The following is a 21,880-nucleotide window of genomic DNA, read 5'->3' as shown; positions in this document are numbered from 1 at the left end:
AGCCTCGTACCAGCCCGAACCGTCCCTGATGCACGAACCACCGGAAAGGGGAGCCCGATGCTCCACATCGTCGCAACACTGCACACCTTCGGCTTGAAGCTCGCCGAACGCGCCCGGCCGACCGACGACGCCGCTGAGCGCGGCAACGTCACGATCGAGCACGTCCTGTGGGCAGTGGCCGTCATCGCCATCGTCGGCACCGTGGTCGGTGTGATCACGACCTTCGTCAATACCGAAGCGGGCAAGATCGGGTGACCTATCGTCCTCGGCACGCACGATCCCGGGTCCGTCGTTCCCGGAGGTTCGGCGAGCGCGGCTCGGCCACGATCGAGCACGTCTTCCTGCTACCTGCCCTCTTCACGCTGATGTTCGTGTTCGTGCAGGGAGCCATGCTGTACCAGGGCCGGGCCGTGGCGCTGGCCGCGGCGCAGGAGGGTGCACGTGCGGCGGCGGCGGAGCACGGTACCACCACCGAGAGCTCAGCGGCGGCGCACGCGTACGTGAGCACGACGACCGTGGGGCTGAAGGGCACATCGGTCACCGCGCAGCGGACGGCGACGCACGCGACGGTGACCGTCACCACGCACACGGTGTCGCTCGTTCCCGGCTGGTCCCCGACCGTGCAGCAGTCGGCGACGCTGCCCGTCGAGCGGCTCACCGGATGACCGGGACAAAGATCGACTCGAAGTTCCTGCCGATTCGCCGAACGGCAGAAGACTGCACCTGGGAGCTCAGCAGCATGAACAGCCGTGTCGGACACGATGGGAACCACCTCTCCGCAACCGTGGGCATGCGCGCGTTCGCGGGTGTCGCGGCAGCACTGCTCCTGACAGGGTGCGCGAGCACGACATCGGGGGGCAGCTCCGAATCCGGGGGTAGCTCCGATCCGGAGCTCACGCAGGTGAGCCGCCCGCCTGCCGAGTACGGCGTTCCGGCCGGCTGGGAAGAGGACAGCCAGGACAACGTCACCCACGTCATCGACGGCGAGACCCCGGACCAGTGGGTCGAGCACCAGTCCGGCCGCGAGGCGATCGTGCAGTGGTCGGTGATGAGCCCTCCACCGTCGGAGCCCACTGAGGACCAGGTCCGCGGAGCGATAGACGCCGGACTGGACGGCATGAGATCCGCGTCACCGCAGGACATCGGCTACCTGCGTGAGGCTACCGGAATGGGGTGTGTCGGTGACGCGACGGTCGTCGACCCGCCGCGCACGGAGGAGGTCGGTGAGGGTTACGCCCTGCGCTACGCCTACACGTGCGCCTCCCCGTCCGGTCCGGCACGGTCGATCACGATCACCGCCTACGGCTGGGACGGCCGGAAGCATTCGTGGACCGTGTCCACGACCGAGGACTACTGGGCGGAACACGCCACGGAGCTCGAAGCCGCGGCCGACTCGTTCCGCATTACCGACTGACGACCCGCCCACCGAACATCTGCTACTGATCGCCACGCGTGATCATGACCTGGAGGCACTGGATGCGACGGGTGTGTGTCAGGGCGCGAGCCCGGGACGGCGAACGGGGGTCGGCGTCCATCGAAGCGGTGATCGGTGTGTCCGCGTTCGTGCTCCTCGGGTCCCTGGTCATCGCCGGTGGACGGGTGGCGATCGCGAACCAGGCCATCGAGTCGGTGGCGGCCCAGGCGGCACGGTCGGCGTCGATCGCGCGTACCCAGGGTGAGGCCAACGCCTCGGCCGAGGACGGGGCGGCGGCGAGCCTGGCCAACCAGGACATCCGGTGCCGCACCAGCAGCGTCACCGTCGACACCAGCGGGTTCGCCGCGCCCCCGGGCACACCGGCGTCGGTCGAGGCCACCGTGTCCTGTGCGGTCGACCTGTCCGACGTCGCACTGCCCGGGGTGCCCGGCTCGATCACGATCACCAAGACGATGTCCAGCCCGATCGACACCTACCGGGAGCACTGACATGTGGCACCTGAGACGCTCACTGACGACCGAAGCCGCCGCCCGCGAGCGAGGTTCGGTGTCGTCCTGGCTGATCACGTCGACGTTCGTGATGATCCTCGGTGTGGGTATCGCTGTCGACCTGACGGGGCAGGTGCACGCACAGCAGCATGCCCGTGACGTAGCCGCCCAGGCCGCTCGTGTCGGCGGGCAGCAGCTCCAAGGTGGGTCGGCCATCCGCGGGCAGGGTGCGCAGGCGAACGCGCACCAGGCCGCCGTCGCCGCCCAGACCTACCTCGCCTCGACGGACATGACCGGGTCGGTCACGGTGCCGGGAGGCGATCGCGTGGTGGTGCGGACCAGCGACGTCTATCAGACCAAGTTCCTGTCGTTCATCGGCCTGAGCTCCATGCGGGTGTCGGGTGAGGGTGAGGCACGTGTCGCACGGGTCGCTGGAGGGATCGAGCAGTGATGCGTCGTCTGAAGGGCCTGCTGGCGCTGCTGCTGATCGTGGGAGTGACCGTCGGCCTGCCGTTCGTGCTGCTCGCCGTCGGCGCCGACCCGTTCCAGGGTGGCACGCCGTCGTTCGGCTCACTGGTCGATCTGCTGACCGCGCGGGACGACGGCACGCTGTTCATGGTCGTGCTGCAGGTGGCCGGCTGGCTGGCCTGGGCTTTCCTGGCCCTGTCGATCCTCGTCGAGCTGGTCTCGCAGCTCCGAGGTGTTCGAGCGCCCCGGCTCCCCGGACTGCAGCTGCCGCAGAGCGCCGCCCGCGGCCTGGTCGGTGCCATGCTGCTCCTGTTCACCGCGGTGCCGATGGCCAACGCGGCGGTCCTGCCGGCGGGTGCGGCGCCGGTGCCGCAGGAACACACAGTGTCGGTGTCCGCACCGGTCGCGGTCGAAGCTCCCGCGGAGCGGACAGCACCTCCGACGCACGAGGCAACCGACCGACGTCAGACGACGGAGCAAGCAGAGAAGCAAGCAGAGAAGCAAGCAGAGAAGCAAGCAGAGAAGCAAGCAGAGAAGCAAGCAGAGAAGAAGGCCGCGCCCAGCACCGTCGAGCACACCGTGGTGCGCGGCGACACGCTGTGGGGGCTGGCCGAGAACTACCTGGGTGACGGACACCGGTTCCGGGACATCGTCGAGCTCAACCAGGAGCACCTCGCCGACAACCCGGCCTTCCTGACGACCGGTTGGGTCCTCACGATCCCGGCGGCGCCCGAGACGTCGCCTTCCGCGGACCCCGGGGACGCGGCGGACGGCGACAAGTCCGTGGTGGTCGAGAAGGGCGACACGCTGTCGGGCATCGCCGCCGAGGAGCTCGGCGACGCCACCCGTTATCCGGAGCTGTTCGAGGCGACGCGGGACGTCGAGCAGCCCGGTGGCGCTCAGCTGACCGACCCGGACCTGATCCACCCGGGGTGGACCGTGGAGGTACCGGGCGCTGGGGACGTCGCGCCAGAGGCCGCAGAGGAACGCCGGGCCGCCGAGCTGACGTCGTCGACAGAGGCACCGTCGCAGGTCGAGCCGGTGTCGCAGGTCGAGCCTCCGTCGCAGGTCGAGCCTGTCGAGACCAAGACGCAGCCGCCCGCCTCGGATGCACAGGTGGGTGACACTGCCCAGACCGAGGCCGCGGACGACGGCATGTCTGAAGACGCCCCCTGGCAGGTCGCCACCGCCGCCGGCGTGGGCACGGTACTGGCCGCCGGGGTGCTCGCCGTGCTCGCGCGCCGCCGGCGGGGCCAGCAGCGGGTGCGCCGACCGGGGCAGCGCATCCCCCTTCCCGCCGGGAACATCGCGACCTTCGAGCAGACGATCCGGGCCGCCGCCGACCACATGTCGGTGGAGGCCGTCGACCTGGCGCTGCGTTCTCTGGCGAGCCTGTGCGTCGAGTCGGGCCGTGCGCTCCCCGTGGTGCGCGCGGCCCGGCTGACCGCCCAGGCCTTCGAGCTGTACCTCGAAGAGCCGACGCTCCTGCCCCAGCCGTGGCGCAACGCGGGCGACTCCACGGTCTGGACGCTCGACGTCAGCGACCTGCGGCGGCTCCCTCCGGCGGACCCCGCCGTCGTCCCCGCCCCCTACCCGACGCTCGTCACCATCGGGTCCGACGACGACCAAGGTCACGTCTTCCTCAACCTCGAGCACCTCGGGGCACTGGGGATCACCGGCGACGACGCCGCCACCCGCGAGATCCTCGCGGCACTCGCCGTCGAGCTCGCCACCTCCGTGTGGGCCGACGACCTGCAAGTCACCCTGGTGGGCGCCTTCCCCGACCTCGAGGACACGATGCGCACGGGCCGTATCCGCTACCTGCCGACCGTCGGTCGGATCATCGAGGACCTGACTCAGCGCGCGCACGCCGACCGCGCGGCGCTCGCCGCGCAGAGTGTGCCTGACCTCTACACGGCCCGCGTGACAGGGGCGGTGCCCGACGCCTGGGTCCCCGAGATCGTGCTGCTCGCCGGCCAGGTCTCCGACGCCCAACGAGTGCGCATGGCCAGGCTGATGGACGACCTGCCGCACGTGGCCCTGGCGACGATCACCGGCGGCACCAGCGTGGGCGAATGGGCTCTCCAGCTCCTGCCCGATCAGGAGCTGGCATTGCTGTCGCCGATCGGCTTGGAGCTGCGTCCACAGCGCCTCCCGGCCGAGCAGTACGGGCACCTGCTGCGGCTCGTCTCCCTGGCGGACCCCGGCGAGCTCGAGGGAACGGGGCAGTCGGAGCCGAGCGTCGCGGAGGTGGAGGCGATCACGCCGGTCCTGGAGCCACTTTCGGTGGCTGAGCGTGCCGAGACCCAACAGGCCTCGCTGGTCGAGCCGACCTCGTCGATCGAGCCGACCTCGTTGATCGAGCCGACCTCGTTGATCGAGCCTGTCGAGATCCCGTACGCGACCGAGTACGACGAGCCCGCCCCCGACACCCTTGAGATCGCGATCGTCCCGGCTCCGCGCGCCGACTCCGCGTCGTCGGGCGGCGTTCCCCGGATCCTCGCGCTCGGTCCGGTGGACCTGCGGGACTCGGCCGGCACCGTGGAGGACGGCAAGCGAGCCCGCCTGCTGGAGCTCGCGACGTTCCTCGCGCTGCACCCGGGTGCGACGCGCACCGCCATCGACGACGCGATCTGGCCCGATCGTCCGGGAACAGACAACCTGAGCGCCCGGAACGCGGCGATATCGCGCCTGCGCCGCTGGCTCGGGCAGGACGCCGACGGTCAGGACTACCTGCCCCGGCACCAGGCCGACGGCGGGTACGGGCTGCTGCCGTCGGTCACCACCGACGTCGGCGAGTGGGACGGTCTGCTCGGTGGCGCCCCGCTGGCAGCATCGGTGGAGGACCTCGAGACGGCGCTCCCGCTGGTGCGTGGTGTGCCGTTCGAGGGCGCGCACGGCCGCCGGTACGCGTGGGCGGAACCGGTCCGGCAACGCCTTGTCGCGGAGATCGTGGATGCGTCGTACGCGCTCGCGAAGCGGCGTCTGCTGGAGGGGCGCTGGCGCTCCGCGGAGGAAGCCGTCGCAGTGGGTCTGCGGGTCGAGCCGGCGCAGGAGAGCCTGTGGCGGGTCCGGATCCTCGCCGCGCACGAGAGCCGTGACGCCGACGCGGAGTCCGAGGCGATCGAGAGCCTGCTCAGCATCACCGAGCGCCTCGAGTGCGATCTGCAGCCCGAGACGGAGCAGCTCCTGGCTGCGCTGAAGAATCCGGGCGCCGGGTTCGACCGGCTGATGGTCGACGCCCTCTGATGAGAACTCACTTGTCCCGTAGGAGGACCCGTATGTCCCGTACTTCTCGTATCGGTGCTCGCACCGTGAGCGCTGTCGCTGTCGTGGCGCTCGGGCTGAGCCTGGGAGCCTGCTCTGGGGGCACCGAGCCTGCTGCTGAGCCGAGTGCCTTGGAGTCAGTCTCAGCCTCGCCGACGGCGTCGCCGTCGCCGTCGGAGCTGTCGCCTGAGGACGAAGCGATCCGTCTGGCCGAACCGGCCGTACAAAAGTACTTCGAGGTCGCTGATGCTTCGTTGCAGGATCCGACGGATTTCGATCCGAAAGATTATGAGGATGTCGCCATCTCCTCGGCACTGCTTGAGCTGCAGAATCTGCACTATTCGACTGAAGCACAGGAACTGCATCAGGTCGGCGGAACCGAGCTGGACTCAATCGAGCATCCCAAAGTGGACCTGACTTTCAAGCCCAAGGTAACCCCACCGAGGATTCCGAACGTCGAGTTCACAGTCTGCTACGACGTGAGCGGCCTCGACACGGTCAAGAACAACGGCGAGTCTATCATCACGTCGGCGCGCAAGGACCGGGGTGTTGCCCGGATCGGCGTGACCAATTACGAGTACCCGGACGGGCCGTGGCTGGTGGCTTTCGTCGAGTACAAGAAGAAGCGAACGTGCTGATGCGTGGGTTGACTGTCCCGACCCAGTCCGACGTGATCGAGAGCCTGCTCAGCATCACCGAGCGCCTCGAGTGCGATCTGCAGCCCGAGACGGAGCAATTCCTGGCCGCGCTGAAGAATCCGGGCGCCGGGTTCGACCGGCTGGTGGTCGACGCCCTCTGATGAGAACTCATTTGTCCCGTAGGAGGACCCGTATGTCCCGTACTACTCGTATCGGTGCCCGCACCGTGAGCGCTGTCGCTGTCGTGGGGCTCGGGTTGAGCCTGGGAGCCTGTTCTGGGGGCACCGAGCCTGCTGCTGAGCCGACTGCTTCGGGGACTTCGTCGCCAACCATGTCACCGTCCCCGGCGGAGCTGTCTCCGGAGGACAAGGCGATCGAGCAGGCAGAGCCTCTCGTCTCGGCCTACTTCCAGATGAAGGACGAGGCGCTGCAAGATCCGGCGGCGTTCAAGCACCAGTGGTTCGGGAAGGTCGCCATCGGGACGGCCGAAAACGACCTGAAGAGGTTGCACGGTGCCGCTGGAGAGCAGGGATTGCACCAGATCGGCGCGACTGAGATCGCCTCGGTCGAGGCTGACAAGGTGGACTTGGCTTTCAAGCCGGAGGTGACGCCGCCGGAGATTCCATACGTCGATTTCAACGTCTGCTATGACGTGACCGACCTTGACACCATCGACAAAGCTGGCGAGTCAATTATCCCCGCAGACCGCAACGACCGAGGGGTCATGAGGGTCGGAGTGGCTAACTATGAGTATCCGGACGGTCCATGGCTGGTGGCGTATACCGAGTACCAGAAGGACAAGTCGTGCTGAGGCGGGCGCTGTTCGTGCTCGCACTCTGTTGTTTCTCTCTGCTTGCAGCGGCAGCGCCTGCTAATGCCGAGGTCATCTGTGATGAGGCCACGGGGATCTGTACTGGCGAGGCTGAGGAAACTGCGGGTGATGGCCCTTCGGGGGGTGGTGCCGAGGTTCCGACAGTTGGCCCGGGGAGTGGCGGAAAGCCGGCGTGCACCGACAACGGAGAGGTAATTCCATGCCGCACGAGTGCCGGCATCTGGGACGGAGGCTGCTACGTGGCCGCAGTGGATCCGCCGCCCCCGACTGGCAACCCTGTGTGGGAGGGACACACGGACGGGTTGATCATCACTTGCACTCCGCCGGCATGCTTGGGGCAGCCGGATCAGTCGTGGGTGTCGGACTGTGCATTCGACCGCTGGATTGCGTCCGTCCCAGATCCGGGTGGCCCGGATGCGGAGCAGTTGGCGTTGCGTGCGGTGTCGCAGATGGACCTGAACCCGATCGATATCGGGATCGTTCCTGAGGAGGGCCCCGACCGAGTAGGAATCGTTGGGATGCCGCAGTGGATGTGGGTGAACGAACCAGCGCCGAACACGTTTGGCCCGATCTCGATGACAGCGACGGCAGGGACGGCGTCGGTCACGGCTACGGCGAACGTCGACAAAGTGGTGTGGGACATGGGAGACGGCAACACCGTGACGTGTACCGGTCCGGGCACCGTGTACGAGGACCGGTTCGACATCATGGATTCTCCCGACTGTGGATATCGCTACACGAAGCAGGGTGAGTACGAGGTGACGGCAACGTCGTACTGGACAGTGCAGTGGGAGGGCATGGATCAGCGAGGGACGATCCTGCGGGACTTCGAAGCGAAGGCGAACATCGTGATGGGCGAGGCTCAGGTCATCACGCAGTAGGCCGAGGATGGCGCCCGGCTGGCGCGACTCCAAGATATTGCCGGAGAGGATCACGGGGATGAAGTTCAGTGTGCAGCCGGCGTCTGCCCGCGCAGTGGTGCGGCAGACAGGGCATCGGGCCGGGGATCTTTCGGCTGTGGTGCGTGAGGCGCGGGCAGTCGATGCCGGTGATGCCGGTTCGTTGTTGGTCGGCGGCGCGGTGAGTGTGTTCTTCGAGGAGCGAGCCGAGGCCGTCGAGAAGCTGCGGAACCGGGCGGAGACTGCGGTCACAGCGGCGGCTGAGGTGATCGAGGTCTACGAAGCGGGCGATCGTGAGATGGCTCAGCAGACCGAAGCGCTCTCAAGGCGCGAGGAGAAGTCCGGTGGGGACGGTCTCGCGTGGTGACGTCCGCGGATCTGCAGGACTCGGACGGGTTGATCGATATGAGTCGGTTCCCGTACCGGTCGTATTCGCTCGGGATCGAGTGGGTGGCGCAGCAGGCAGCCCTGGCGCGGCGGCTGGGTGCCAAGACATCGAGCGTGACGTCGGAGGTGCACGGGAACTGGCAGTCCTTGGGGGAGTACCACAGCGCTCCTGAGGCGTCCGACCTGCGAGGGAAGATGGCGGCCGTCAAGACCGGTGGTCAGGACGAGTACGAGGCGTTCTTCACCGGGGCTGACCATATGGACGCTTGGGTGGAGGAAGTGTCGGCGTGCAAACTGCGGCTGGGGAACGTGGAGCGGGAGGCCGAGAGTTTGCGGCGCTCGGTGGCGATGCGCGGTGAGTCGTGGGTAGTGACGAGGCTGGCTGCGGCGCAGGATCTGCAGGCGAGACAGCTGGTGGAGTACCACGAAGAGCTGTTGGCGTTGGCGCGCACGGTGATGGGGCAGCTGCAGGCGGCGGACGAGGAGCTGGCGCGCAAGCTGCACGGACAGGGCCAAGGCTCGGGTGCTGGCGGGTTCAGGTTGTTCGGCGACGCAGGGCTGGGCTTCCCCTCGAGGCCGGGCTCGCAGGGCTTTGTCCCGACCGAGAAGTGGCTCCGGACCGCGTCGCCGGAAGCGGTGCTGGCGTGGTGGGACGGGCTGCCGTCGTGGCAGCGGGAGTTGATGAAGGACGCGATCGATGAGTCGGACCTGCCGCCGGTGGTGCGGCGTCGACTGGTCACCGACGCGCTGGTCGGCGCGGGGGCGATGGACGCTGAGGCGTCTGACGCGCAGGCGTTGGTGCTGGCGACGGAGCTGTTCGGTGGTCCCAAGGTCATGCCTGCCGCGGTGGCCAGTGCTGGCGGGGCCGCGGTGGTTGGTGCGATGAGCACCATCGGTGCCAGTGCGTACGACGATCGTGACGATGAGGTCTACGGGGCGGCGGCGCTGGCGGCGTTGGTCGCGGTGCGTGCGGGTGTGGTGGGGGCGAGCCGGGTCTGGGATCGCAAGGGGTCTGCTGGGCAGGCCAAGGCGGAGAAGTTCGCTCGCGACATGATGGTCGGGGTGAATGCCAGGCGGGATGGTGCGCCGGTCGGGTTCTTGTTCGCGGGTGGTGAGCAGGAGCTGATGGGGCGGGAGCTGACCGTGGCGGTCGCGGACGAGCTGGACTACTGGGAGCGCGGTACCGGGGTGGTGCCGAGTCAGCGCGGGATTGCCTACCTCGCTGATCAGCCGGGCGCTGGCGGGGCGGGAGAAAAGCTGTGGTGGGACGAGAGCACTGTGGTGCTGTCTACGCTGGCTGAGTATCCCGATGCTGCTTTGGACTGGCTCACCGCGGAAGGGGCAGACCCGATCACAGGCATGGTTTTAGGTGACGAGCGGGTGGCGCATTACTTCAGCGAGGTCGGTATGGATCGGCAAGGGCGGGTCGAGGTCGTGGCGGATCTCTGGTCCGGCGCGCAGTACGCAGACGGCTCGCTGCTCGGGAGCGGCAGAAACGCCGAGACCCAGATCGCGGTGGCGGACCTTTCCACGCTGGTGTTTGAGCAACTCGCGGCCAACGAGGGCCTGGTTCCGGAGCGGATCACCCCGCAGGGCGCTGAGCGTCTGGCCGAGGCAATGATGCAGCAGCTCCCGCAGTTCGCGGTAAACGGCGTGATCGGAGGCCCATCGGGCAACTACCACGCAGACGTAATGCTGGTGGGGGGTGACGAGCGGGTGCCGGTGGTGAACGCGACGCAGCGAGAGTTGGCCCGGGCGCTGGGGCCGGTCCTGGCGCATGAGTCGGGGATGGAGGTCGCAAACCGGGCCGTCGAGGATTTCAACGAGCGGGTGCGGGCCTCATTCGGGAACACGAGCGAGCTGGAGTCGGCCGATAATGCGGACCTTTTGTTCCAGGTCGACGGTGCTCTGGAGGGCGCCCGGCTCGTGGCGGTGAGCGAGGAAGCGCTACGGGTGGACCAGAGGGTCGAAGGGGCGGTCGACCTGGGGACCTCGACGCTGGCGGCTGGCGCGAAGAAAGTCGCCCCGGAGGTCGTCGTGAACTGGTCGATGGACAAGATCAATGAGATTGCCGACGCGCACCTGGCAACCCAGGTCGAGGAGGTCCAGCAGAGCGAGCGTGCCCGGTTGGCAGGCATGGCCGATCAGCTGGCCAGCAAGTCAGCGGTGGCATATGACGCTTACATCGGGGCGCACGGGCAGCAGTCGTTGAGCGTGACAGCGTTCGCCGAGCGGAAGAACACGGAGTTTTCTAACGCGTACGGGGCTTGGATCAACCGGGCTGAACAGGAAGGCGAGAGCGGCACGTGAACAGAACTCTGAGCACCACCCTTGCTACCGGCGTGCTGGTGGCGCTGCTTGCCGGGTGCGGACCGGCCGCGCTGCCGGTGCATGCCGAGGTCGAGTGGGAGGGCCAGAACGCGGGGGAGTTCGAGGACGACCCGCGAGTGCAGGTTGTCCGGGAGTACGTCGTGCAGGTATATGCCGCGGACAACGCCTTCAACTACTCCGACCCCGCGCTGACTGAGATCGCAACGAACGCAACAGTTCTCAGCTTGGCTAGGTCCACCGCGTCCTCCATCCGCCAGTCTCCGGTCGACAGCGCTTCCATGTGGGAGGGGCCGCCGTCATTCACAGTGACAAACATCGTGAAGCGTGAGCGTCTGGAGCACACCTTTGACGTGCATGTATGTCAGAGGGTGGCTCCACGGTGGACTCTCGCGATCGGGGACACCTTCGACGAGGGGAAGATCCAGGAGCGGGACGGCGCGTACCGGATTGAGCAGGAACATTTCGTCAAGCACCAGTACTCGGTGAGTGATGCGCTGGGGAGCTGGCGCGTTAGCGGTGGAGGGGTGAGTACTGAGGAGTGTGAGCCGACCGACGATTTTGCGGTCGGCACGTACACGACTCCGCCGGACATCGACCTTCTCCATGAGGCCACCCCCGACATGGTGCGCGGCCCGGGCGGAAGGCGCGTGGACGATTAGACGCTGGACTGTCGCTCGTCAGGGTGTGGTTGAAGAGGGAGGCGAGAGCGGCACGTGAACAGAGCTATGAGCACCACTCTTACTGCCGGCATCGTTGTGGTGCTGCTCGGCGGGTGCGGCCCCGCGGCGCTACCGGTGCACTCCGAGGTCGAGTGGAGCGGTCAGAACACCGGAAAGTTCGAGGATGATCCGCGGGTGCAGGTCGTGCGGGAGTACGTCGTGCAGAAGCACGCCGCGGACAACGCCTTCAACTATTCTGACCCCGCCCTGACTGAGACCGCGACCAACGCAATGGTCCTCAGCCATGCCAGGTCTACCGCGTCGTTCATCCGTCAGTCCCCGGTCGACAGCGCATCGATGTGGGAGGGGCCGCCGTCGTTCGAGGTGACTGAGATCGAAAAGATCCAGGACAACGAGTTCGCGGTGCATACATGCCAGAGGATGGCTCCACGGTGGACTCTCGCGGTCGGTGACACGTTCGAGCAGGGAAAGCTCCAAGAGCAGGACGGTGCCTACCGGATCGAGCAGGAACAGTTTGTCGAGCACGAGTATTGGGTGAGCGAGCTACGGGACGGTTGGCGTGTCACTTCTGGAGGTGAGTCGAACCAGAAGTGCGAGCCGACCGACGAGGTCGCGGTGGGCACGTACACGACCCCGCCGGACATCGACCTTCTCCGTGAGGCGACCCCGGACATGGTGCGCGGCCCGGACGGAAAGCGCGTGGACGAGTAGCCCTCGGCGTGCCACACCAACCCTGAAGATGCCGGGTTCGACCGGCTCCTGGCCGACGCCCTCTGAAGAAGCCCTCTGAAGACGTCCTCTGAAGGAGAACGGTATGCCCGCCCCCGTAACCCGCCGTATCCATATCGCCGGTGACTCCACCGCCGCGCAGAAGTACGCCGCCGCCGCCCCGGAGACGGGCTGGGGCATGGCTCTGCCCTGGTACCTGGCGCCAGGCATCGAGGTGGACAACCACGCGATGAACGGCCGCAGCTCCCGGAGCTTCCTCACCGAGGGACGCCTCGACGCCATCCTGGGCGGCATCCGGCCCGACGACGTCCTGCTCGTCCAGTTCGGGCACAACGACCAGAAGACGGATCCGCGCATCGGCACCGAACCGTGGACCTCCTACCGGTCCCACCTGCGGCGCTACCTCGACGCCGCCCGGGAGCGGGGCGCTGAGCCGGTGCTGCTGACCCCCGCGTCGCGCCGGCGGTTCGATGACGACGGGAACGCCGCCGCATCGCACGGCTTCTATCCGGACGCGATGCGGGCGCTGGCCGGCGACGAGGGTGTACGCCTGCTCGACATCACGGCACAGACTCTCGCGCTGTGGCAGGAGCTCGGCCCCGAGGCGAGCCTGCTCGACTTCCTGCCCGAGCGGCAGGACAACACGCACTTCAGCCCTGCGGGCGCCGGCCTGGTCGCGCGGCTGGTGGCGCGTGGGCTGCTCGCCACGGGGGTCCTCGCCGAGCACGAGGTGCAACGGATCGACGAGGCCGTCCCGGTGGAGTGGTTCACCTGGCCGGAGGCGGTGGCCGCCGCGACCTGACGGTCAGCCGGCCAGGCTCACGGAGCGGGATCCGACGCGCGCAGGCCGATCGACGCGGCGAACTCGTCCAGGTGCGGCAGGAGCTGGTCGAGCTGGACGAGGTTCGGCGTGCCGAAGGTGACGACGACGTCCTGCTCCTCGGTGCGCCACGCCCAGTTCACGGCGGCGACGATGTCGTAGCCCAGCTCGGGCGCCGCCAGGTATCGCACCGCGCGCCGTCCTGTCCCCAGGCGGCCCTCGACGGTCTCGATGGCCGCGGGGCTGGTCATGCGCTCGTCCGGGAGGCCGAGCAGCACGTCGTCGTCGACCTCGTCGCCGCGGGGCAGGTCGTGCACGTCGACGGACACGAACTCGGCGTTCGGCAGGCCCATCATGATGAACCGGTGCTCCGCGCCGGCTCGGGGTCGCTCGGCATGCAGCCGGAGTTCCTCCTCGAGCACGCCGCGCGTCCGCTCGTCGTACTCCCACGCCTCGGCGGCGAGGTCCGCAACCAGCTTCGCCCAGGCCTCGGGGCCGGCGATCTCGCCGGCGGGGTAGGACTCGGGGACGAGCGTCCAGTGATACGTGTCGAGGTCGATGTGGATAGTCACTGCGGTGCCTCCTGTGCGGGCTCCGCACGAGGGGCGTCGTCGAGGCCCGTCCACACGAGGGAACCCATGATCGTGTCGCCGAGGTCCGTCAGGGCGTCGGCAAGGGGCGCGAGCTCGGGCTCGTCGTCGCCCGAGACCGAGAAGGTGCCGACCAGCAGGCCTGCGCCCGCGTCCGGCGTCTTCCAGACGTGGTGCACTGTGCGCCACACGGTCCTGCCCTCGCCCATGGCCGAGCCGTCCGGGGCCTCGGCCCGTTCGAACCCCGGAGCCTCGGGCCGCTCGACGACGCTGCGCAGCGCGTTGCCCGCCCGGGTGGGCACGACCTTCCCGCCTGGGTCGGAGTCCGGCCGGGCCGGGCCGAATCCCATGCCGATCGACAAGGGTGCGTTCCAGTAGTTGCTCACCGGCAGCACGATGTCGACGACGCCCTTTCGGCCGGCGTCGGTGGCGTACTCGGTCAGCTTGCGTTCCGCGATCCGCAGGCGTCCCCTGGCACGGTCGTCGAGCGTGTCGTAGAGGGCCCGAACCTTGGTGCGCACCGTGGTCGCGACATCCCCCTGGGTCGGGATCAGCACGAAGCCAGGGGGAAGGATGAGGGAGTAGCCGGGGCCGCGGCGCGTGCGTTCCGTCGTGGTCATACGAGCCCTTCGTGGTCAGCGCTGTCGGTGGACGGTGCGTCGTGCGCCGACCGCGCGCCGCCGACGGCGGCGACCAGCGTCAGTGCGAGCACGAGGAGCACCGGGATCCAGCGCAGCCACAGGACGGCTGCGCCGGGTTCGCCGGGATCATTGGTCGTCAGGGCTACGGTGACGATCGCCGTGACGATCACGCCGAGGCCGCCGTCGAACACGGTCCGCGCGGGGCGGACTCCGGTGATCCGGTCGCGGGCGCTCGCCGGTGCGCGGAGCCATGCGACGACGTGCGCCCCGTACGCGGCGGCGACGAGCCAGGTGACCAGGGCGAGGACAGGGTAGAACGGCGCCTGGTCCATACCCGTCGCATCCGGCCCGTTGACCTCGGAGTTGAGGATCACCCCCACGACGACGCAGATCACCGCGGCCACGACCGAGAGCCAGTACAGAGCGCGGAGGTAGAGCGGCCCGGTCACGCCCGTCATCGGCTACCGCCCGTCACGCGTCGTGGGAGGTCGTCCTCCGTGAGCTCCTGCCAGCCGGCGGGTACCCAGCCGAGCGTCCCGGCGAGCGACCGGAGCAGGACCACCGCGGCGGCGGCGAGGGTCACCCAGGCCGCGGCCTGGACGGGCGGGAACTGTCCGTCCACGAAGATGGCGACCCTCGGGTCGTCGTACGCCAGGACGGAGTACTGCACCTGGATCACGATGGTCGCCCCGAGGCTCCACCAGAACAGGGCACCGCGTCCGGTCCGGTGCCTGTCCGGGTGGTCGAGCCCACGGACCAGCTCTCGCGGGATGTGTGGCGTGGGCAGGTTCAGCACCACGGCCACCGCCGACGACGCGGCGGGTAACCACCACTGCCAGCCGATGACGTCGGTGAAGCTCTCGAAGTTGCTGAGCAGGGCGACGGGCAGGGGCGAGAGGATGCACCAGAACAGCACGAAGGTGGCCGCCACGCCGGAGATCCGGTTGCGTGGGGTGGAGGCGGCAAGCTGTAGAGCTGTCCGGCTCACTTGCCGTCGCTCCCCACCAGGTTGCCCAGCGCCTGGTGTGCCTGCCAGCCGCTGAGCGCCAGCCCGCCCAGCACGTTGTTGCTGTTCTCCGCAAAGCGTCCGAGGTTCGCGTTCGCCATGGGGATGAGGTCCGTCGTAGCGGTGCGTCCACGGGTGGCGTTCGCCGCGATCTGGGCGAACCGGGCACCGTCGACGCTGCCGTTGCGGGCGACCTGCGCGATCAGGCTCGGATTCCGCGCGTACGTCATGATGCTCGGGTTCACGTCCAGCTGCAGGCCGTTGCGCATGGCGTTCTGGAAGTTGCGGCTCACGCGCCCGCTCTGCTGGGTCATTGCGCGGGCGAGGCCCGTGCCTCGGCTGGTCGCCAGCCGGGTGAGGCGTGTCGTCCGGTTCATCTGCAGCAGGGCGCGCGCGCCCTTGACCGTGGCGCCGGCCGCTGCCCCGACACCGAACGAGAGCAGGCCTACCGCATCCCAGGCGACGTCGGCCCAGGTTCCGTTGCCGGTCGCCGCCAACGTGAGGCTCAGGGCGAACGTGGCGGCCGCGAGGCCGAGCGCGAGCGGCGCCAGGACCGGGAAGAAGATGGAGAGGACACCCACGACCGCGGCCAGGACGGTGAGCACGTCCTTCAGGATCTTCAGGACGGGGGCCGCCCAGTCGACGAACGAGTCGACGGCGGAGCCGATCTCGTCCAGGACGCCATCGCTGAGGCCGTCGGAGTCGATGGCTTCGTTGAGCCGGTCCTCCGCGGTCTGGGCGCGTTCGTCGACGTTGCCCGTCGCCGTCTGCCACGCGGAGTGCGCGCCCGTGATCGCCGTGATGTGCGGCTCCGCCGCGTCCTCCAGGCGGTTGACCTCCTCGGCGGGGGTGGGACCGTCGTCGCCCGGCCGCTGCATCGGCTGCGCGCCCGCTTCGAGGATCTGCCCGTTCAGGTTCTGCAGGGCCTCGACATGGTTGTCGCGCGTGATGACCGAGCTGCGGGCCGTGCTCTGGGCCTCCGACAGGACGTTGGCGAACGCGGCGAGCTCGGTGCCCGCCACCTCGTAGCGGCCCTTGACGTCCTCGATCTTCGGGATCACCTCCTCCGTCTTGGCCAGCCACTTGTCCGTCGACAGCGCGCTGTACCGCTCCGGGTTGTCGGTGATGGTCCGCAGGTCCTGGGCCGCACGGGAGACGATCTCCGCCATGTCCGTGTACTTGTTGGCCTGCGCCAGGATGCCGTCGGCGTCGCCGGGTATCTCCGCGATCTCTTCGGCCATCGCGAGGGCCTGGTACGGACTGGTCACGTCACTTCCTCTCCAGTGCGCCGGCGAGCTTCGCGTCGAGGTCGGTGAACGCCAGGAAGATCTGCTCGCCTGCCTTGTTGGCCGCCTCGACCTTGCTGATGATCTCCTCGCGGGCCTTGTTCCAGTCGTCGCCGAACTTCTGGACGCAGCCGGCGAGACCGTCGTGCGGGATCATCCCCGCGACGGTCGCGGCGTCGTTCTCCGCGCTCCGCAGGTTCTCCGCGATGAAACTCAGCTTCTCGGAAGTCGTGTCGACTTCGGCAAGATCGATCTTGAGCAGCTCGCCGCCCATGGCGCTCCCTCGTCCGCACTGGTCAGGTCCTGGCCAAGGATGCCAAAGGAGCGGACCAGCGTCGATGGGTAGACCTACCCCCCCGGCCGGGTGCCGACCGGAACGGCGTCAGGGGCGCGCGGTCGCCGCTGCCCTCGCCGCCGCGGGCAGCGCCTCCAGGATCCGGTTCACCGCGGCGTCGTCGTGCGCCGCGGAGACGAACCAGGCCTCGAACACCGACGGCGGCAGGTTGATCCCCGACGCCAGCATCGAGTGGAACAGGGCCGTGTACCGGAAGGTCTCCTGCGCCTGGGCCTGCGCGTAGTCGCGCACCCCCGACGCGGCGGCCAGCGGACCGAAGAACACCGAGAACAGCGAGCCGGCCCGCTGCACGCGGTGCTCGACGCCCTCGGCGCTCAGCGCCTCGCCCACGGCGTCGGACAGCGTGGCGGCCACCTCGTTCACCCGGGCGTAGACGGCGTCGTCGGCCAGGCGGAGGGTCGTGAGACCCGAGGCGACCGCGACGGGGTTACCGGAGAGCGTGCCCGCCTGATAGACGGGGCCGAGGGGCGAGAGGTGGTCCATGATCGACGCCGGCCCCCCGAGCGCCGCGACCGGCATGCCGCCACCGACGACCTTCCCGAACGTGAACAGGTCGGGCGTGTACCCGTCGCCCCCGGCGGCGCGGATGGCGTCGTTCTCGACACCCCACCAGCCGGACGGGCCCACGCGGAAGCCGGTGAGCACCTCGTCCATGACGAACAGCGCGCCGTGCTCGGCGGTGATCCGCCGGAGCCCCTCGTTGAACCCCTCGGCGGGCGGCACCACGCCCATGTTCGCGGGCGACGCCTCGGTGATGACCGCGGCGATCTCGGAGCCGCGCTGGGCGAACGCCGCCTCGACGGCCGCGAGGTCGTTGTAGGGCAGCACGAGCGTCTCGGCGGCCGTGGCCTCGGTGACACCGGCGGAACCCGGCAGCGCGAGCGTCGCGACACCCGAGCCGGCCTCCGCCAGGAGCCCGTCCACGTGCCCGTGGTAGCACCCGGCGAACTTGACGACCAGCGGCCGGCCCGTGAACCCGCGGGCGAGGCGGATAGCCGTCATCGTCGCCTCCGTGCCCGTCGAGACGAGCCGCACGCGCTCGGCGGCAGGCACCCGGCGTCGGACCTCCTCCGCGAGGTCGACCTCGGCGACCGTCGGGGCGCCGAACGACAGGCCGCGCGCGGCGGCCTCCTGCACGGCCGCGACGACGTCGAGGTGCGCGTGGCCGAGGAGGGCCGGACCCCACGAGCACACCAGGTCGACGTACTCCCGCCCGGCCACGTCCGTGACGTACGGACCGCGGGCCGAGGCGAGGAACCGCGGGTCACCCCCCACGCTCCGGTACGCGCGCACCGGCGAGTTCACGCCGCCAGGGATGGCGCCCTGCGCGCGCAGGAACGCCGCATGGTTCGCCTCCGGTGCCCGGCGCAGGCCCTGGGTCTCGACAGGCTCTCGGGTCTCGACGGGCTCGACCACCGGGGCCGGGCGATCCACCGGTTCGCTCACTTGATCCACTCCGCAATCTCCAGGGCCCAGTACGTGAGGATCACGTCCGCGCCCGCTCGCTTGATGCTCGTCACCGACTCCAGGACCGCGCGGTCGCGGTCGATCCAGCCGTTCGCGCCGGCCGCCTCGATCATCGCGTACTCGCCCGACACCTGGTAGGCCGCCACCGGCACGTCGCTCCGGTCGGCGACGGCGCGCAGCACGTCCAGGTACGACCCGGCCGGCTTCACCATCACGATGTCCGCGCCCTCGGCGAGGTCCAGGTCGGCCTCCCGCAGCCCCTCACGGCTGTTGGCGAAGTCCATCTGGTACGTCTTGCGGTCGCCCTTGAGCTCCGAGTCCACGGCCTCCCGGAACGGGCCGTAGTACGCGCTCGCGTACTTGGCGCTGTAGGCAAGGATGCTCGTGTCGACGAAGCCGGCGTCGTCGAGGGCGTCCCGGATCATCGCCACCTGGCCGTCCATCATGCCCGACGGCGAGATCACGTCAGCGCCCGCCTTCGCCTGCGCCACCGCCATGGAGGCGTAGCGGGTGAGCGTCGCGTCGTTGTCCACAGCCCCTGTGGACGTGAGGACGCCGCAGTGGCCGTGGTCGGTGAACTCGTCGAGGCACGTGTCGGCCATGAGGACGGGGGTCGCCGCGCCACCGGGTGTCGAGCCTGTCGAGACCACCTCGTCCAGCACCTGCCGCGACGCCCGCAGCGCCCGCTGCAGGATCCCGTCCGGCGCGTCGGCCTGCGAGCCGCTCGCGTCCTTGACGGCGGGGATGCCGAACAGCATGATGCCGCCGAGCCCGGCGTCGCGTGCGGCCCGCACCGCCCCCACCAGGGACTCCTCGGTGTGCTGCACCTGGCCGGGCATGCTCGTCAGCGGCGCTGGCTCGGTCAGCCCTTCCTTGACGAAGAGCGGCAGCACCAGGTCGGCCGGGTGCAGCCGGGTCTCCGCGACCAGCCGGCGCATGCCCGGTGTGGCGCGCAGACGACGCGGTCGGTACACGATCCCGGTGGAGCTCAAGGTGTCCTACTTTCTGTTCTGCAGACGTGAGATGACAGGTGCATCAGGTGCTGACGAGTGCCGCGGTCACGGCGTCGGCAAGGGACTCGTCCGTTGGCTCGTCGGCCACCGCGAGCACCGTGTGCCCGACGTCGCCCGCTACGCGGGCCGACGGCTCCCCGATGGCCACGACCCGCTGCGGACCGAGCTGCTGCGCGACCTGGCGCGCAACCGAGCCGGAGGTCACCACGACGACGTCGTAGGGCCGCCGGAGCTCCGGGGGGAGCTCCCGGGTCACCGTCCGGTAGGCCGTCACGACGTCGGCCGCCCACCCCTTGGCCACGAGGCCCGCGCGCAGCGTGTCGGACGCGAGGTCGCCGAGGGGGAGCAGCACGCGGGGCGCTGTGTCCCGGCCGCGAGGCGCCGCGGGGAACGCCTCGGCGAGCCCGGCACCTGTGGCGGTGGCAGGGACCAGGTCGACGGTGACGCCGTGCCTGGCCAGCGCCTGCTGCGTGGCGGGGCCGACGGCGGCCCATCGGACGGTGTCGGGAACCGCCGCACCGAGCAGGGCGTCCACCGCGTTCACGCTCGTGATCGCCACCCACTCGTAGGCTCCGTCGGCGAGGCGCTCGCGGGCCGCGTCGAGCTTCGCCCGGTCCTCGACCGCAGCGCGCTCGATCACGGGGGCGGCTACCGGGTCGAGCCCGTGCGCGCGCAGCAGTGCGAGCAGCCCGGCGGCACGCTCAGGGGAACGGGCGACCAGGACGGCCGTCTGTCCGTGCGCCGCGGCCGTACGGGAGCCAGGTTCGGTCACGCCTTCTCCGGGACGGTGGTGCTCAGCGGGGCCAGTCGCTCGGCACCGTCCGCCAGGAGGTGCTCGGCGACAGAGATGCCCAGCGCCCGGGCGGCGTCGTCGATCACCTCGGGTGCGATGTCCGGGGAGAGGCGCGTCTCACCGCCGCGCGACATCTGCTCCGTGCCGTCCACCGCGGCCACCACGGACCGCAGCCGGAGGACGCTGCCCGACACCGTGGCGTACGCGCCGACCGGTGCGGCGCACCCGGCCTCCAGCCGCGCCAGCACCGAACGCTCGGCGAGGACCGCGAGGCGGGTCGGGCGGTGGTCGAGCAGGTGGATCGCCTCGGCGAGGCTGTGTCCTGAGCCTGTCGAAGGATCGGACACGATGTCGGCGGTACGCACCTCGACCGCGAGCGCGCCCTGCCCGGGCGCCGGGGTGACGACGTCGACGTCGAGAGCCTCCGTGACCACCTCGGTACGGCCCAGCCGCGCGAGCCCCGCGTAGGCGAGCACCACGGCGTCGAGGTCGGCCTCCGGACCCAGCGCCCGGTTGAGCCGGGTGCCGACGTTGCCGCGGATGTCGACGACCTCCAGGTCCGGCCGGGCGGCGCGGATCTGAGCGGCGCGCCGGGGCGAGCCCGTGCCCACGCGCCCGCCGCGCGGCAGCGTCGCGAGGGTGAGCCCGTCGCGGGCGCACAGGGCGTCGCGCGGGTCCGCGCGCTCGGGCGTCACGAAGGTGAGGTGGGGTGCTGGAGTGGTGGGCAGGTCCTTGAGGGAGTGGACGGCGACGTCGCAGCGCCCGTCCAGCAGGGCCTCGCGCAAGGCCGTCACGAACACCCCGGTGCCGCCGAGGCTCGCGAGGCTCCCCGTCTTCACATCGCCCTCGGTCCTGATGTGCACCAGCTCGACCGGCCGGCCGGTCAGCTCCTCCAGGCGCTTGGCCACCAGCCCGCTCTGGGTGGTGGCGAGGGCGCTCGCGCGCGTACCGAGGCGGATCGGCGCGACGTCGTCCGGGGTGCTTCCGGGGGCGCTTCCGGGTGTGCTGACGGGAAGGGGGGTCGGGGTCACCATCCCAGTCTCTACCCGATCCCGGCGGGGACGAAACCCGGCCGCACATCTCACACGGTTGCTGGCGCGCTGTCAGAACGTTGTGTCAGAACCCGGCTCCCCGAGCCGCTCGGCCGTGCGCCGTGCGTGCCCGACGATCGCCGCGAGGCCCGTTCCGGCGATCCAGCCGCCGGTCGCGTCGAGCCCGGGCTGGGCAAGCACGGCCTCCTCGATCTCCTTGACGACGACTCGGTAGGCCGGCGTCGGCGGGGGCAGCGAACCGTCCCAGCGCTGGTGCAGGCTGTCCCGCACGCGGCCGGTCAGGTCGACGCCGAGCAGCGCCGACGCGTCGCGGGCCGCCTCCTCGGGGGTGGGGTCGGGCGTCGGCTCGCCGATACGGCCGTAGCTGAGGCGCACGACGTGCCACCCGGGCCCGACGGCGTCGTGCACCCGCCGGGCGAGCCACGGCCACTTCGCCGTCGCATGGGTCAGGGCCTTGGCCCGGACGTCGCCCGGCGAGCTGCCCGGCGCCACGAGCATCCCCGAACCGCGCGGGGCCGTGTCCAGCTCCGGTGCCTCGAGCAGCAGCGTGACGAGACGGATGTCGGCGCCGCGCTCGGGGGCCGGCGGCGCGCCCGCTTCGAGATCGGTCGGTTGCCTCGAGATCGGTCCATCGATGGACCCGCACTTCCCCGCTGAAGACCGGACGCTTCCGACATCGGTGACATCCCACGATCGTCAAGGG

26 protein-coding genes are annotated in these 21,880 nt (G+C 69.7%); 15 read left to right on the top strand and 11 right to left on the bottom strand.

Features of this window, described 5'->3' with window-relative positions; all coding sequences use genetic code 11:
- Positions 1 to 57: 57 nt before the first annotated feature.
- From AB0F40_RS02480 to AB0F40_RS02410, 15 genes are all read left to right on the top strand, one after another.
- Positions 58 to 255, top strand: coding sequence for a hypothetical protein (locus AB0F40_RS02480; RefSeq protein WP_357463642.1), 198 nt, complete (start codon positions 58 to 60; stop codon positions 253 to 255).
- Positions 252 to 665: a TadE/TadG family type IV pilus assembly protein gene (locus AB0F40_RS02475; protein ID WP_357463639.1), complete on the top strand. Its 414-nt coding sequence runs from the start codon at positions 252 to 254 to the stop codon at positions 663 to 665. The genes AB0F40_RS02480 and AB0F40_RS02475 overlap by 4 nt, the downstream gene beginning before the upstream one ends.
- A 236-nt stretch (positions 666 to 901) precedes the next feature.
- The gene (locus tag AB0F40_RS02470) at positions 902 to 1,414 is read left to right on the top strand and encodes a hypothetical protein (protein WP_357463636.1); all 513 of its coding nucleotides are present in this window, start codon (positions 902 to 904) and stop codon (positions 1,412 to 1,414) included.
- A gap of 137 nt (positions 1,415 to 1,551) precedes the next feature.
- Positions 1,552 to 1,923, top strand: coding sequence for a pilus assembly protein (locus tag AB0F40_RS02465; protein WP_357463633.1), 372 nt, complete (start codon positions 1,552 to 1,554; stop codon positions 1,921 to 1,923).
- A gap of 1 nt (position 1,924) precedes the next feature.
- Complete coding sequence (locus AB0F40_RS02460) at positions 1,925 to 2,374, top strand: pilus assembly protein (RefSeq protein WP_357463630.1); 450 nt, start codon at positions 1,925 to 1,927, stop codon at positions 2,372 to 2,374.
- On the top strand, positions 2,374 to 5,640 hold the full coding sequence (locus AB0F40_RS02455; protein ID WP_357463626.1) for a LysM peptidoglycan-binding domain-containing protein: 3,267 nt from the start codon (positions 2,374 to 2,376) through the stop codon (positions 5,638 to 5,640). Before AB0F40_RS02460 ends, AB0F40_RS02455 begins: the two co-directional genes overlap by 1 nt.
- A 32-nt stretch (positions 5,641 to 5,672) precedes the next feature.
- Positions 5,673 to 6,296 (top strand): hypothetical protein, encoded by a 624-nt coding sequence (locus AB0F40_RS02450; protein ID WP_357463623.1) that lies wholly within the window; start codon positions 5,673 to 5,675, stop codon positions 6,294 to 6,296.
- Positions 6,296 to 6,457, top strand: coding sequence for a hypothetical protein (locus AB0F40_RS02445; RefSeq protein WP_357463620.1), 162 nt, complete (start codon positions 6,296 to 6,298; stop codon positions 6,455 to 6,457). The genes AB0F40_RS02450 and AB0F40_RS02445 overlap by 1 nt, the downstream gene beginning before the upstream one ends.
- A 65-nt stretch (positions 6,458 to 6,522) precedes the next feature.
- A complete protein-coding gene (locus tag AB0F40_RS02440) occupies positions 6,523 to 7,107 on the top strand; it encodes a hypothetical protein (protein ID WP_357463617.1) in 585 nt (194 codons plus the stop codon).
- Positions 7,108 to 7,460: 353 nt separating this feature from the next.
- Entirely contained in the window at positions 7,461 to 8,009 is a 549-nt protein-coding gene (locus AB0F40_RS02435; protein ID WP_357463614.1) for a hypothetical protein, read from the top strand.
- Positions 8,010 to 8,067: 58 nt separating this feature from the next.
- Positions 8,068 to 8,394: a DUF6507 family protein gene (locus AB0F40_RS02430; RefSeq protein ID WP_357463611.1), complete on the top strand. Its 327-nt coding sequence runs from the start codon at positions 8,068 to 8,070 to the stop codon at positions 8,392 to 8,394.
- Positions 8,388 to 10,724: a hypothetical protein gene (locus tag AB0F40_RS02425; RefSeq protein ID WP_357463607.1), complete on the top strand. Its 2,337-nt coding sequence runs from the start codon at positions 8,388 to 8,390 to the stop codon at positions 10,722 to 10,724. The genes AB0F40_RS02430 and AB0F40_RS02425 overlap by 7 nt, the downstream gene beginning before the upstream one ends.
- Positions 10,721 to 11,404 (top strand): hypothetical protein, encoded by a 684-nt coding sequence (locus AB0F40_RS02420; protein WP_357463604.1) that lies wholly within the window; start codon positions 10,721 to 10,723, stop codon positions 11,402 to 11,404. The genes AB0F40_RS02425 and AB0F40_RS02420 overlap by 4 nt, the downstream gene beginning before the upstream one ends.
- 135 nt (positions 11,405 to 11,539) lie before the next feature.
- Positions 11,540 to 12,136 carry a hypothetical protein gene (locus tag AB0F40_RS02415; RefSeq protein WP_357463601.1) on the top strand — a complete coding sequence of 199 codons (597 nt, stop codon included), beginning with the start codon at positions 11,540 to 11,542 and terminating at the stop codon, positions 12,134 to 12,136.
- A gap of 103 nt (positions 12,137 to 12,239) precedes the next feature.
- Entirely contained in the window at positions 12,240 to 12,956 is a 717-nt protein-coding gene (locus AB0F40_RS02410) for a rhamnogalacturonan acetylesterase (protein WP_357463598.1), read from the top strand.
- 17 nt (positions 12,957 to 12,973) lie between these two features.
- Here the strand turns inward: AB0F40_RS02410 and AB0F40_RS02405 are convergent, their stop codons facing one another.
- From AB0F40_RS02405 to AB0F40_RS02355, 11 genes are all read right to left on the bottom strand, one after another.
- A complete protein-coding gene (locus tag AB0F40_RS02405; protein WP_357463595.1) occupies positions 12,974 to 13,546 on the bottom strand; it encodes a hypothetical protein in 573 nt (190 codons plus the stop codon).
- Positions 13,543 to 14,184 carry a hypothetical protein gene (locus tag AB0F40_RS02400; RefSeq protein ID WP_357463592.1) on the bottom strand — a complete coding sequence of 214 codons (642 nt, stop codon included), beginning with the start codon at positions 14,182 to 14,184 and terminating at the stop codon, positions 13,543 to 13,545. The genes AB0F40_RS02405 and AB0F40_RS02400 overlap by 4 nt, the downstream gene beginning before the upstream one ends.
- Entirely contained in the window at positions 14,181 to 14,663 is a 483-nt protein-coding gene (locus tag AB0F40_RS02395; protein WP_357463589.1) for a hypothetical protein, read from the bottom strand. Before AB0F40_RS02395 ends, AB0F40_RS02400 begins: the two co-directional genes overlap by 4 nt.
- A complete protein-coding gene (locus AB0F40_RS02390) occupies positions 14,660 to 15,193 on the bottom strand; it encodes a hypothetical protein (RefSeq protein ID WP_357463586.1) in 534 nt (177 codons plus the stop codon). The genes AB0F40_RS02395 and AB0F40_RS02390 overlap by 4 nt, the downstream gene beginning before the upstream one ends.
- A complete protein-coding gene (locus AB0F40_RS02385) occupies positions 15,190 to 16,479 on the bottom strand; it encodes a hypothetical protein (RefSeq protein ID WP_357463583.1) in 1,290 nt (429 codons plus the stop codon). The genes AB0F40_RS02390 and AB0F40_RS02385 overlap by 4 nt, the downstream gene beginning before the upstream one ends.
- Before the next feature lies 1 nt (position 16,480).
- Positions 16,481 to 16,771: a hypothetical protein gene (locus AB0F40_RS02380; RefSeq protein WP_357463580.1), complete on the bottom strand. Its 291-nt coding sequence runs from the start codon at positions 16,769 to 16,771 to the stop codon at positions 16,481 to 16,483.
- A 108-nt stretch (positions 16,772 to 16,879) separates the two neighbouring features.
- Positions 16,880 to 18,223, bottom strand: a complete 1,344-nt coding sequence (hemL, locus tag AB0F40_RS02375) for a glutamate-1-semialdehyde 2,1-aminomutase (RefSeq protein WP_357464058.1) — start codon at positions 18,221 to 18,223, stop codon at positions 16,880 to 16,882.
- A 71-nt stretch (positions 18,224 to 18,294) separates the two neighbouring features.
- Positions 18,295 to 19,311 carry a porphobilinogen synthase gene (gene hemB / locus AB0F40_RS02370; protein ID WP_357463577.1) on the bottom strand — a complete coding sequence of 339 codons (1,017 nt, stop codon included), beginning with the start codon at positions 19,309 to 19,311 and terminating at the stop codon, positions 18,295 to 18,297.
- 43 nt (positions 19,312 to 19,354) lie between these two features.
- A complete protein-coding gene (locus tag AB0F40_RS02365) occupies positions 19,355 to 20,104 on the bottom strand; it encodes a uroporphyrinogen-III synthase (RefSeq protein ID WP_357463574.1) in 750 nt (249 codons plus the stop codon).
- Positions 20,101 to 21,156 carry a hydroxymethylbilane synthase gene (hemC, locus tag AB0F40_RS02360; protein WP_357463571.1) on the bottom strand — a complete coding sequence of 352 codons (1,056 nt, stop codon included), beginning with the start codon at positions 21,154 to 21,156 and terminating at the stop codon, positions 20,101 to 20,103. Before hemC ends, AB0F40_RS02365 begins: the two co-directional genes overlap by 4 nt.
- Before the next feature lie 72 nt (positions 21,157 to 21,228).
- Positions 21,229 to 21,675 (bottom strand): hypothetical protein, encoded by a 447-nt coding sequence (locus tag AB0F40_RS02355; RefSeq protein WP_357463568.1) that lies wholly within the window; start codon positions 21,673 to 21,675, stop codon positions 21,229 to 21,231.
- Between the last annotated feature and the right edge of the window lie 205 nt (positions 21,676 to 21,880).

Origin of the sequence: Promicromonospora sp. NPDC023987 (assembly GCF_040639055.1) — a bacterium.
In the GTDB taxonomy this organism is placed as follows: Bacteria; Actinomycetota; Actinomycetes; order Actinomycetales; family Cellulomonadaceae; genus Promicromonospora.
The sequence above is the reverse complement of the archived record's forward strand: the minus strand, read 5'-3'. Positions and strand labels throughout refer to the sequence as shown.

Coding starts and splice junctions, on each gene's coding strand:
- AB0F40_RS02480 (WP_357463642.1), top strand. CDS start 58: ATGCTCCACATCGTCGCAACACTGCACACCTTCGGCTTGAAGCTCGCC.
- AB0F40_RS02460 (WP_357463630.1), top strand. CDS start 1,925: ATGTGGCACCTGAGACGCTCACTGACGACCGAAGCCGCCGCCCGCGAG.
- AB0F40_RS02455 (WP_357463626.1), top strand. CDS start 2,374: ATGCGTCGTCTGAAGGGCCTGCTGGCGCTGCTGCTGATCGTGGGAGTG.
- AB0F40_RS02450 (WP_357463623.1), top strand. CDS start 5,673: ATGTCCCGTACTTCTCGTATCGGTGCTCGCACCGTGAGCGCTGTCGCT.
- AB0F40_RS02445 (WP_357463620.1), top strand. CDS start 6,296: ATGCGTGGGTTGACTGTCCCGACCCAGTCCGACGTGATCGAGAGCCTG.
- AB0F40_RS02430 (WP_357463611.1), top strand. CDS start 8,068: ATGAAGTTCAGTGTGCAGCCGGCGTCTGCCCGCGCAGTGGTGCGGCAG.
- AB0F40_RS02410 (WP_357463598.1), top strand. CDS start 12,240: ATGCCCGCCCCCGTAACCCGCCGTATCCATATCGCCGGTGACTCCACC.
- AB0F40_RS02400 (WP_357463592.1), bottom strand. CDS start 14,184: ATGACCACGACGGAACGCACGCGCCGCGGCCCCGGCTACTCCCTCATC.
- AB0F40_RS02395 (WP_357463589.1), bottom strand. CDS start 14,663: ATGACGGGCGTGACCGGGCCGCTCTACCTCCGCGCTCTGTACTGGCTC.
- AB0F40_RS02380 (WP_357463580.1), bottom strand. CDS start 16,771: ATGGGCGGCGAGCTGCTCAAGATCGATCTTGCCGAAGTCGACACGACT.
- AB0F40_RS02355 (WP_357463568.1), bottom strand. CDS start 21,675: ATGCTCGTGGCGCCGGGCAGCTCGCCGGGCGACGTCCGGGCCAAGGCC.